Below are 11,216 nucleotides of genomic sequence, written 5' to 3'. Positions count from 1 at the left end.
CATGGCCATAAGTGTCGTAGAACTCGAAACACTGCTGAAACAGAGCTTTCCCGATGGGCAAGTGACCATCACAGACCTCGCAGGCGATGGAAATCACTATGCGGCAGAGGTGATTGACGAGAGCTTTCGCGGGTTGAACCGCGTGCAGCAACAACGCGCCGTCTATGCAGCTTTGAAAGGCAAAATGGACGGGAGCCACGGCGAATTGCATGCGCTCGCCCTGACCACCAAAGCCCCGGAGTAGACCGCTGGGTCCGGCCCTCGCAAGTTTGGAGCGGTATCGCGAAACCGCTTTCACCCGTTGGCTGGAAAGCACTTTCGGCGAGATGACCGGGATTATGATTCTTGGCGCGGGGCTTGCCCTATACGCATTCGTTTATTACCTCCATACCAAAGCTATCGCCTCAAAACCGGCCTCAGAGGAAGCGGAAAATGACCGACGCAAAGACCCAGATTGACACGACCGTGAAAAGTAACGACGTGGTGCTGTTCATGAAAGGCACCAAGACCATGCCGCAATGCGGTTTCTCCAGCCGCGTGGCCGGGGTGCTGAACTTCATGGGTGTGGACTACGCCGATGTGAACGTGTTGGCCGATGAAGATGTCCGTCATAGCATCAAGGAATACTCCGACTGGCCAACCATTCCGCAACTCTACGTCAAAGGCGAATTCGTCGGCGGTTGCGATATCGTGACAGAGATGACCCTGTCGGGCGAGCTGGATCAGCTCTTCGCGACCAAAGGTGTCAGCTTTGATAAGGATGCTGCCGAAAAGATCCGCGAAGCCAACGCGTAAACGGACTAACGCCCGGTCCATGGCCGTGCGCCTTCGGTATCACGCACGCTGCGTTGCGTGATACCGTTTGTGGTCTGATACAGTGCCAGCGCGCCGCTGTCGCGCAGGTCGCTTGGTGTCAGCACACGACACTGCCCGACGGTGTCACGCTCGGGCTCGATGTTTGTCACCAGAATGCGCCCGCGCAGGCACAATGCATCGACCACCTCTAGCGCGCGTTTGCCCGACAGGTGAACCACATCCACCCCCCGCCCTTTCAGCAAGACAATCGCATCGCTTGGCCCGTGCGGCCCGCGCCTTTGCGCCTGTTCCTGGCTCGCCAGATCGCCATCGGCCTGTAACCAGCTTTCGGCTGCATATGCGCCAGAGCGCGCGCGGCTCAGAATGCGGCCCTGCGGCCCCATCAGTCCGACGACCGCGCCATCCCCGGCCACCAGAAGAACTGGGCGGTCCGCAAGCGCCCAGCCCAACACCGCCAAAGCAGCGACCGGCACGCCCAGCCAGCGCGCGGGCGCGGCCCACAGGATGAGCCACAAGCATGCAAGCGCCATGACCGGCAAGACCCATGCCGGGGGCTGCACAACGCCGGTAACACTGCCGTCGATCGCCGCGACGAAACGCGCCACAAGCAGAATCCAGTCTATCGCGGGCCCCATCACCGCAAGCGCAAGCCCTTCCAATCCAAAAGGGGCAAGCAATGCGGCAACCACACCGGCTGGCATGATGACCAAGCCCATCAGCGGCACCGCCAGCAGGTTGGCAAGCAGTCCGTATTCAACCAATCGGTTGAAACTCGCCGCCGCGATTGGCGCGGTCGCGACCCCCGCCACAACCGAACACAGGATGATCGAAACAAGCGGCATCGCCCAGCGCGGCACGCGCCCTCGCCATGTCCCATCATCGTTGAGGGCGCGAAAAATGGCGACCAGCGCCACGGTGGCGGCAAAACTCATCTGGAAGCCAGCCTGCACCAGCGCCTCTGGTCGCAGCAACAGGACGATCAACGCCGCAATCGCCACGCTTCGCAGCGATATCGCGCGCCGGTCCAACAGGACCGCGACAAACATCACTGCCACCATGATGTAAGCGCGCTGTGTGGCGACATTGCCGCCAGACAGTGCAAGGTAAAGCGCACCCGCAGCCAGCGCCCCAAGGGCCGCCAGCTTGCGCGTGGGCGCTCGCAAGGCAAAGGCAGGCCACAGGGCCATCAAGACGCGCAGAGCGGCAAACACAAACCCGGTCAGCAGCCCCATATGCAGCCCGGATATGGCCAGCAGATGCGCAAGGTTGGAGCGGCGTAAATCCTCCAGATACGCCATATCGACGCCAGAGCGGTCGCCGGTCAGGATGGCCGCTGCAAACCCCCCGGCGGCACCCGGCATTCTATCCTGAATCGCGTTTGACAGTTCGGTGCGCAGCGCCCCCAATGGCAGACCGCCTTCGTCGCGCAGCCCCAGCACAGGCGCGCGCGTGTAGCCGACGGCACCCAACCCCTCAAACCACGCATGGCGGCGAAAATCGAAGCCACCGGGTTCGGATGGCGCAGGCGGCGGCGAAAGATGTCCGGTGGTCATAACCCGCAGGCCGGGGCGCGGGGTTATATATCCCTGCTGCCCGTGTAGTGAAACCCGAACCCGCGCAGGGGTGCGCGCGGGCGCCATGCCCGACAAAACGGGCCGGTCGAGCGTGAGCCGTAGCGCACCGGTGCTGGAGCGGTCGATCTCGACAACCCTGCCCGCGATGGGGCCATAATACCGATACTCCAGCACTGGCGCGGCGACGGCATATGTGCGGATACCGGCCAAGGCCGCACCGGCACCGACCAGAAGGCCGGCATAGGCCAAGGGGCGCAGCATGGCGGGAAGCAGGGCCCCCAAAGCGCCGACAAACACCATCGCCCCCCCAAGCCAGACCCATTCCGCGCGCGCAGGTTCCTGCGGCGACATGAAATATAGCCCGATCCCGATGCCAAGGCAGACCGGCACAAACAGGAACAAGCGCCCGTATTGCGCGGCCAGCGCCATGGCGACCGGACCTTCACCGATACGCGCGGCCGCGCCATCCATGCCGGTGACAGCCACCCTTGCCCTATCCCCTGTGCTTGCCTAGAACCTGCCTCAACAATGCCCCGCAGATGGTTTCCAAAAGGTTAAGAACCCCATGTCCGATACGCCCGTCGTCACTCGTTTCGCGCCCTCTCCCACCGGGTTCCTGCATATCGGCGGGGCGCGGACCGCGTTGTTCAACTGGCTTTATGCCCGTGGACGCGGGGGCAAGTTCCTGCTCCGGATAGAAGATACCGACCGCGAGCGGTCCACTCCCGAAGCGACCGAGGCGATCCTGAAGGGCTTGACTTGGCTGGGGCTGGATTGGGATGGTGAGCCGGTCAGCCAGTTCGCGCGCGCTGACCGCCATATGCAGGTCGTGCAGCAAATGCTGGACGCGGGCAGCGCCTATAAGTGTTTCGCTACACAAGATGAGATCGAAGCGTTCCGCGAGGCCGCCCGCGCCGAAGGGCGCTCGACCCTCTACCGCTCGCCGTGGCGGGACTCGGGCGTCGCCAGCCACCCCGATGCGCCCTATGTCGTGCGGGTGAAAGCCCCGCTGGAGGGTGATACCATCATCCACGACCAGGTGCAGGGCGACGTGCGCATCCGCAACGACCAGTTGGACGACATGGTGCTGCTGCGCTCTGATGGGTCGCCGACCTACATGCTGGCCGTGGTGGTCGATGACCATGACATGGGCGTCACCCATGTCATTCGCGGCGATGATCACCTGAACAATGCCGCCCGCCAGATGCTGGTCTATACCGCCATGGGCTGGGATGTGCCGGTGTGGGCTCATATCCCGCTCATCCACGGCCCCGATGGCAAGAAGCTGTCCAAGCGGCACGGTGCGCTGGGTGTCGAGGAATACCAGCTTATGGGCTATCCCGCTGCTGCGATGCGCAACTATCTGGCCCGACTGGGCTGGAGCCATGGCGACGACGAGTTCTTTAACGATTCGCAGGCACAAGAGTGGTTCGATCTGACAGGGATCGGCAAATCGCCCGCGCGGCTTGATTTCAAGAAGCTGGACCATCTGACGGGCCAGCATATGAGCGCGGCCGATAATGCTGCACTGCTGCATGAATTGCAGGCGTATCGTGCTGCCAAAGGCTTTGAACCCATGTCAGGCACCCGCAGCGCGGCACTTTTGCAGGCCATGCCACTGGTAAAAGAAAAGGCTAAAGGGTTCGATCAACTACTTGATAAAGCATATTTTATCTTGTCTGATCGGCCACTCGTCCTCGACGAAAAAGCGGCCAAGGCGCTGGATGATGCATCCCGCGGTATACTGAAAGAATTGACGCCGCGCTTGCAAACTGCTACGTGGTCGCGGATTGAGCTGGAGGAGATTGTCGGCGCGCTGGCGCAAGAGCATGGCCTTGGTCTTGGCAAGCTGGCGCAACCTTTGCGCGCTGCACTTGCCGGCCGTATGGCCAGCCCCAGCGTATTCGATATGATGGTTGTGCTTGGCCGCGAGGAAACCCTTGCGCGGATTGCCGACGCGACGACATAACAAGGCGCGCTTGCGCCGTGACCGTAGCCCATCTGCGCGGCCATCGTGCCGGCAGGCAGACATGAAGGAAGCGCAATGGCGGATACTGATACGGCAAAGCTGACAATCGGCGGCAAGGAAATCGACCTGCCGATCATGAAACCATCGGTCGGGCCCAATGTGGTCGATATCCGCAAGCTATACGCCCAAGGCGATATTTTCACTTACGACCCCGGCTTCACCTCTACCGCCGCCTGTTCATCGACCATCACGTATATTGACGGCGACAAGGGCGAATTGCTGTATCGCGGCTATCCGATCGAGGGACTGGCCGACAAATCCCACTTTCTGGAATGCTGCTACTTGTTGCTCTACGGCGAACTCCCCAGCGCGGGCGAGCTGGAGGATTTCGAGAGCCGGGTCACACGGCACACGATGATCCACGAGCAGATGCACAACTTCTTCCGCGGCTTCCGCCGCGACGCGCATCCGATGGCGATTATGGTGGGCGTGGTCGGCGCGATGTCGGCATTCTACCACGATTCGACCGATATTGGTGATCCTTGGCAGCGCGAGGTCGCGTCGATCCGGATGATCGCGAAAATGCCGACCATCGCGGCCATGGCCTATAAGTATTCCATCGGTCAGCCCTTCGTCTATCCCAAGAACAGCCATGATTATGCAGGTAATTTCCTGCATATGTGCTTCTCTGTCCCGGCAGAGGAATATGTGGTCGACCCGATCCTGAGCCGCGCGATGGACCGGATCATGATGCTGCACGCAGATCACGAGCAAAACGCCTCGACCTCGACCGTGCGTCTGGCATCAAGCTCTGGCGCGAACCCGTTTGCATCCATCGCAGCAGGTATCGCCTGCCTGTGGGGACCGGCGCATGGCGGTGCGAACCAAGCCTGCCTTGAAATGTTGCAGCAAATCGGCACTGTCGACCGCATTCCGGAATACATCGCCCGCGCCAAGGACAAGGATGATCCCTTCCGCCTGATGGGCTTTGGCCACCGCGTGTACAAGAATTTCGACCCGCGCGCGAAAGTCATGAAACAGTCGGCGGATGAAGTTCTGGGGCTGCTTGGCATCGAGAATAACGAAACGCTGAAAGTCGCCAAGGAACTGGAGCGCATCGCGCTGGAAGATCCTTATTTCGTCGACAAGAAGCTGTATCCGAACGTAGATTTCTACTCTGGGATCATTCTGGAAGCGATGGGCTTCCCGACGTCCATGTTCACGCCCATTTTCGCGCTGTCGCGCACTGTGGGCTGGATCAGTCAGTGGAAAGAGATGATCGCCGACCCAGAGCAAAAGATCGGTCGCCCGCGTCAGCGCTACATGGGCGCGCCGCGCCGCGAGTATATCGAGATCGAGGATCGTTGATCCGCCACGCCGCCCTTCGGGGCGGCGTTTTTCATGGGCTTGGCTCTTGGCATGCCGGCTACGCCTGCTATCAAGGCCGCATGATACAAATCTATCTTCTTGCAGTCGCCACTCTGGCCTTCCTGCTGTCGCCCTCTTTGACAGAGCCTTTCACCGGCTACGCGCCGGGCAGTTTCCCAGTGGAACAGGTCGACCCGCCGGTCCAGCCTGCGGGATACGCCTTTGCCATCTGGGGCATCATTTACATTTGGTTGGGCGCGATGGCCGCTTTTGGCGTGCTGCGCCGCAAGGCCGACGCCGCGTGGCAGCGCGTGGCCGTTCCGCTCACACTCAGCCTTGGGCCGGGCGCCGCGTGGCTGTGGGTTGCAGGTTTCGCGCCGATCACGGCGACGGTCCTGATCTTCTGGATGATGGGCTGTGCCATCTGGGCGCTCACACGCGCTCCGATCGCGGACCGCTGGTGGCTGCAAGCGCCCGTCGCGCTCTATTCGGGCTGGCTGACGGCGGCGGCGCATGTCTCTCTTGGGGTGGTGCTGGGCGGCTATGGCTGGCTTGGTGCAACCGGGGCGGCGGTGCTGTGCATCCTGCTGGCGCTTGGCGTGGCGCTGGCGGTGCTATGGCGCAAGCCAGACGCGCCCGAATACGGTGCCGCCGTAGGATGGGCGCTGATCGGCATTGCCGTGGACAATTCCGGCACAAATGGCACCGTAATGGCACTGGCCTTGGCCGGGCTGGCCGTGATCGGCGCCATGGCGGCACGCGGGATTGTGAAAGCACGTCCCCATGGCGCATGACCCGCTGATATTTGCGCCCGATGGCAGCACCGCGCGGCTGCGCGCGATCATGGCCGCGCTCCGCGATCCAAGCACCGGCTGCCCTTGGGACATAGAGCAGGATTTCGCCAGCATCGCACCCTACACAATCGAAGAGGCTTACGAGGTCGCCGACGCGATTGAGAAACAGGACTGGCCCGCGCTGCAGGGCGAATTGGGCGATCTGCTGTTGCAGGTGGTCTATCACGCGCAACTGGCCGAAGAGGCGGGGCATTTCACCTTTGCCAATGTGGCAAAGTCGATCAGCGACAAGATGGTCGCGCGCCACCCGCATGTGTTTGGCGACGAAGATCGCGAGAAATCCGCCGCGCAGCAAGTGCAGGATTGGGAAACCGTCAAGGCCGCGGAGCGCGCGGCGCGTGCGCAAAGCGGCGTGCTGGACGACGTAGCGCTTGGTCTGCCCGCGCTGATGCGTGCGGTCAAACTGCAAAAGCGGGCAGCCCGCGTGGGGTTCGACTGGCCCGACACAGCGCAGGTTCTGGATAAGATCGCCGAAGAAAGCGCCGAATTGGTCGAGGCGCGCGACACCCTGACCCCGGCAGAGGTGGCAGAGGAGATGGGCGATCTGCTGTTCGTCATGGCCAATCTGGCGCGACACCTAGAGGTGGACCCGGAAGAGGCCCTGCGCGCCGCCAATGCCAAGTTTACCCGCCGCTTTCGCGCCATCGAAGCGGCGCTTGCAGACCAGAACCGTCGCCCGCAGGACAGCAACCTGACCGAGATGGACGCACTCTGGAACGCGGCAAAGGCAGCGGAGAAGGGCAATGCGGCTGGATGACGGGATTCTGACCGAACAGGGGCTACCCGCACGCGGACAGGGCCGCATTTTGCTACTGGCCTGCGGTGCATTGGCGCGCGAAATTCTGGCGCTGAAAGCCGCGAATGGCTGGGACCATATGGACCTGCACTGCCTGCCTGCGAACCTGCATCTGTGGCCCGACCGCATTCCAGATGCGGTCGAGCGGGCCGTGCACGAAAACCGCGCCCGCTATGACCGGATATTCGTCGTCTATGCCGATTGCGGCACCGGCGGGTTATTGCAGGCACGCTGCGAACGCCTGGGCGTCGAGATGGTCGCAGGGCCGCATTGCTACGCGTTTTTCGAAGGCGTCGACACGTTCGCGGCCAACGCCGAGGACGAGATCACAGCGTTTTACCTGACAGATTTTCTTGTCCGGCAATTCGATGCCTTCGTATGGCAGCCCATGGGGTTTGACCGCCATCCAGAGTTGATCGCGATGATGTTCGGGAACTACACCAAGCTGATCTACCAAGCGCAAACCGATGACCCGGCGCTGGACACCAAAGCGCGCGACTGCGCGGCACGGCTTGGACTGACATATGAACGGCGGTTTACCGGCTATGGCGATCTGGGACGCGCCTTGGCGGCGCAAGCCTGATCGGCTTGGCACCGGACAACCCGAGAGTAAGGGGCTTTGCCCCTCTTGGGCCTTTGGCCCAATTCACCCCAGGATATTTAAGCAAGGATGAAATCAGGGGCGTTTTCGACGGCCCGAGCGCTTGGGCGCTGAATGCTCCAGCCCTTCACGCAACAGCGCGGTCATTGGATGATCCGGGCTGTCGGCGCCGCGGGTCGCCAGTTGCTCGGCAAGCGCAGCTTTTTGGTCTTGGCCGTCGGGCAGGCTGAGGGCCCAGTCAACGAGGATGGAACGGCATTCGGCATCGGTGATCCCGTCGATGCGGTAGCTTTCACGAATCAGGCCTTTGGGGTCGGTCATGTCTGGGTTTCCTGCTGTGCGAGGAGGGTTTCAAAACGCGCGGCAGCAGCATCGCTACACGCACGCAATTTTTCGGTAAGGTCAGTGACGGTGGCCGCCCCGGCGGCGGACAGAACCAGATGTTGCCCTGTTTCGCCTAGCTCCGCCAGATCCGGGATCGTATCGGCCAAAAGCCGCCCCGTCGCCTGCATGTTCCAGCACAGGCGATAGGCCGCGAGCAGGTCTTCGAGGCAGGGTTTGTCGAGGATACCCGCGCGCAGACCGGCTTGGAACTGCGCTTCGACACGGCGAGCATGATGGCCACTGGCCAGCGCGCAGAATTGCGCGGCCAGTTCGATATCCATCAACCGCCCCGGCCCGGATTTGGCATCCCACAAGCCATGTGCGGGCTTGGCCTGCGCCAGCCGTGCGCGCATATCGGCGACGTCCTGACGGATGGTCGCGCCTTGGGCCTTGTCGGTCAGCACCTTGCGGCGCACGTCTTCGACAGCGCGCGCCAGCTCCGCGCTGCCAGCGACATGCCGCGCACGCGTGAGTGCGAGGTGTTCCCATGTCCAGGCTTCGGTCTGCTGATAGGTCTGGAAGGCGGGCAGGCTGGTCGCGACCGGACCCTGGCGCCCCGACGGACGCAGGCGCATATCGACCTCGTATAGACGCCCTTCGGCCGTCGGGGCGCTGATCGCGGTCAGAAAGGCCTTGGTCAGGCGGGCGTAATAGGTGCGCGCATCCAGCGGGCGGCGGCCATCCGAGTGCGCATCCGCTGCGGCATCGTAGATCACGATCAGATCAAGGTCAGAGGCCGCGTTGAGACGCCCCGCTCCGAGCGAGCCCATGCCCAGCACAACCGCACCATCACCGGCCACCACCCCGTGTTTGCGCGCAAATTCTGCATGAACCACAGGCCAGAGTGCGCCCAGAACGGCTTCGGCCAGCGAAGCATATTCCGCCCCCGCTTCGAACGCGTCGATCAGCCCACGCAGGTGATGCACGCCGACGCGGAAATGCCATTCGCGCGCCCAGACGCGCGCGGCATCCAACTGGCGCTCGTAATCGTCCAGCTCTGAGAGCCGCGCCACCAGATCGGCGCGCAGCGCTGCAGTTTCGGGCCAAGGTGCGAAAAAATCACCGCCGATGACCGCGTCGAACACCGCAGCATTGCGTGACAGATAGCCCGCAAGGCGCGGCGCGGTGGTGCAGATGTCGACGATCAGGTCGATGAGTTGCGGATTGGCCTCGAACAGAGAAAATACCTGCACACCGGCGGGCAACCCGCCCAGAAAGCGGTCGAACTGGACCAGAGCGGCCTCTGGATCGGCCGCTTTGTAAAGCTTGCACAAAAGCTTGGGGCGCATCCGCTGGAAAATTTGTTTTGCCCGGTCGGAGCGCAGCGCGGGAAAGGCATACCAGCCCGCGACGATGTCTTGGGCTTGATCAGACAGGTCGGGTTCGGCATCGGTGCCGGACTCGGGCGCGAAGAACCCTTCGGTCAGGCCCGACACATCTTGCAGCCGCGCCATAAGCCGGTCGCGGAACGCCGCTGTTTCGGCCATACCGCAGAACCGCGCAATGCGGTCCATTTCCTCGGACCGTGTGGGCATCGTCTGGGTTTGTGCATCCTGCACCATCTGCAAACGGTGCTCGATCTCTCGGTGTTCGGTGTAATGGGCCGTCAGTTTCCGGGAGACATCTTGCGGAATCCATCCCTTATCCGCCAGCGCGGACAGCCCTTCGACCGTGCGCGGGCTGCGCAGGTCGGGGTCGCGCCCGCCCGCGATAAGCTGGCGGGTCTGTGTGAAAAACTCGATCTCACGAATGCCGCCCTGCCCCAGCTTCAGGTCATGCCCGTCCAGACACAGGGCACTGCCAAGGCCCTTATGCGACTTGATCCGCAGGCGCATGTCATGGGCATCCTGAATAGCCGCGAAATCCAGATGACGGCGCCAGACAAAGGGGCGCAAGCGGTCCAGAAACCGCGCGCCCGCCACAAGATCACCCGCGCAGGGGCGGGCCTTGATATAGGCCGCGCGTTCCCATGTCCGCCCAAGACTTTCATAGTAGCGTTCGGCTGCATCCATCGACAGGCAAACCGGCGTAACCGAAGGGTCGGGGCGCAGCCGAAGATCGGTGCGGAAGACATAGCCTTCGGCGGTCAGATCGGACAGCAACCCGCACATCTTGCGGGTGACACGGATGAACGCTGCCCGCGCGTCGTGAAACTCATCCGGGTTGAACGCGTCCTCGTCGAACAGGCAGATCAGGTCGATATCGGAGGAATAATTCAACTCGCGCGCGCCCATCTTGCCCATGGCCAGCACGACCATTCCCGCACCGGTGGCAGCATCTTCCTCGGCTTTACCCGGAAGTTTGCGGCGGCGGATTTCGTCCGCGACAAGGGCGGTCAGTGCAGTATGGGTGGCGCGGTCCGCCAGATCGGTCAACGCGCCGGTCACTTGGTCCAAGGACCAGACACCTCCCAGATCGGCCAGCGCGGCCAGCAGGGCGATGCGTCGTTTGGCACGGCGCAGGCGCGACGACAGGTCGGGCAAGCCGCACTCAGCGAGGCTATCCAACTCTTCGGCACAGGCCGCATCGGGTGTGATGGTCAGCGCCGTATCCAACCAGTCGCGCTCTCGCAGCATCAGGGCTTTCAGGTAGGGGCTGCACCCCGCCGCGCCCTCGATCAGCGCGGCCACGTCATCAGGCTGACCGGGAAAAGCCATCCGCGCCTCATGACCTGATTCGCGGTCATAAGGGATGGGGCGGCGGATGATAGGTCCGAAATTCATGAGCGGACCATGCCGCGCGGGTGTTGCCGCGTCAATTCATCCAAGCTGTTCGCAAGGATCAATATTCCTGCGTTCGCGCGCGCAAACATGGACGCGACATGCCGCCGCATGGATTTTTTTCTTGCGCAAAT

Annotated in this window: 10 protein-coding genes; 7 read left to right on the top strand and 3 right to left on the bottom strand. The window is 62.5% G+C overall.

From position 1 onward, the window contains the following. Nucleotide 1 precedes the first annotated feature (1 nt). Together ROE7235_RS00430 and grxD are read left to right on the top strand one after the other, a co-directional pair. A complete protein-coding gene (locus tag ROE7235_RS00430) occupies nt 2-244 on the top strand; it encodes a BolA/IbaG family iron-sulfur metabolism protein (protein WP_121092684.1) in 243 nt (80 codons plus the stop codon). 188 nt (nt 245-432) lie between these two features. Continuing rightward, nucleotides 433-795, top strand: a complete 363-nt coding sequence (grxD, locus tag ROE7235_RS00425) for a Grx4 family monothiol glutaredoxin (RefSeq protein ID WP_121092683.1) — start codon at nt 433-435, stop codon at nt 793-795. Between the two features lie 5 nt (nt 796-800). On the opposite strand, the gene ROE7235_RS00420 is transcribed toward grxD, so the two are convergent. Further along, complete coding sequence (locus ROE7235_RS00420; protein WP_245963835.1) at nt 801-2,876, bottom strand: ComEC/Rec2 family competence protein; 2,076 nt, start codon at nt 2,874-2,876, stop codon at nt 801-803. A 79-nt stretch (nt 2,877-2,955) separates the two neighbouring features. Here ROE7235_RS00420 and gltX point away from each other — a divergent pair, with 79 nt between their 5' ends. The 5 genes from gltX to ROE7235_RS00395 all read left to right on the top strand — a co-directional run bounded on the left by gltX (nt 2,956) and on the right by ROE7235_RS00395 (nt 7,960). Continuing rightward, entirely contained in the window at nt 2,956-4,359 is a 1,404-nt protein-coding gene (gene gltX, locus ROE7235_RS00415; RefSeq protein ID WP_121092681.1) for a glutamate--tRNA ligase, read from the top strand. Nucleotides 4,360-4,434: 75 nt separating this feature from the next. Continuing rightward, nucleotides 4,435-5,727, top strand: a complete 1,293-nt coding sequence (locus ROE7235_RS00410) for a citrate synthase (RefSeq protein WP_121092680.1) — start codon at nt 4,435-4,437, stop codon at nt 5,725-5,727. An 80-nt stretch (nt 5,728-5,807) separates the two neighbouring features. Beyond that, the gene (locus tag ROE7235_RS00405; protein WP_121092794.1) at nt 5,808-6,521 is read left to right on the top strand and encodes a TspO-related membrane protein; all 714 of its coding nucleotides are present in this window, start codon (nt 5,808-5,810) and stop codon (nt 6,519-6,521) included. Beyond that, nucleotides 6,511-7,338, top strand: coding sequence for a nucleoside triphosphate pyrophosphohydrolase (gene mazG / locus ROE7235_RS00400; protein WP_121092679.1), 828 nt, complete (start codon nt 6,511-6,513; stop codon nt 7,336-7,338). Before ROE7235_RS00405 ends, mazG begins: the two co-directional genes overlap by 11 nt. Continuing rightward, nucleotides 7,325-7,960 carry a DUF1638 domain-containing protein gene (locus ROE7235_RS00395; protein WP_121092678.1) on the top strand — a complete coding sequence of 212 codons (636 nt, stop codon included), beginning with the start codon at nt 7,325-7,327 and terminating at the stop codon, nt 7,958-7,960. The genes mazG and ROE7235_RS00395 overlap by 14 nt, the downstream gene beginning before the upstream one ends. A 93-nt stretch (nt 7,961-8,053) precedes the next feature. On the opposite strand, the gene ROE7235_RS00390 is transcribed toward ROE7235_RS00395, so the two are convergent. Together ROE7235_RS00390 and glnE are read right to left on the bottom strand one after the other, a co-directional pair. Further along, nucleotides 8,054-8,299: a hypothetical protein gene (locus ROE7235_RS00390; RefSeq protein ID WP_121092677.1), complete on the bottom strand. Its 246-nt coding sequence runs from the start codon at nt 8,297-8,299 to the stop codon at nt 8,054-8,056. Further along, on the bottom strand, nt 8,296-11,085 hold the full coding sequence (gene glnE, locus ROE7235_RS00385; RefSeq protein ID WP_121092676.1) for a bifunctional [glutamate--ammonia ligase]-adenylyl-L-tyrosine phosphorylase/[glutamate--ammonia-ligase] adenylyltransferase: 2,790 nt from the start codon (nt 11,083-11,085) through the stop codon (nt 8,296-8,298). The genes ROE7235_RS00390 and glnE overlap by 4 nt, the downstream gene beginning before the upstream one ends. Nucleotides 11,086-11,216: the final 131 nt, after the last annotated feature.

Origin of the sequence: Roseinatronobacter ekhonensis, from assembly GCF_900499075.1 — a bacterium.
Classification (GTDB): domain Bacteria; phylum Pseudomonadota; class Alphaproteobacteria; order Rhodobacterales; family Rhodobacteraceae; genus Roseinatronobacter; species Roseinatronobacter ekhonensis.
Note: the sequence above shows the minus strand (reverse complement) of the source record. Positions and strands in the feature narration are given on the sequence as shown.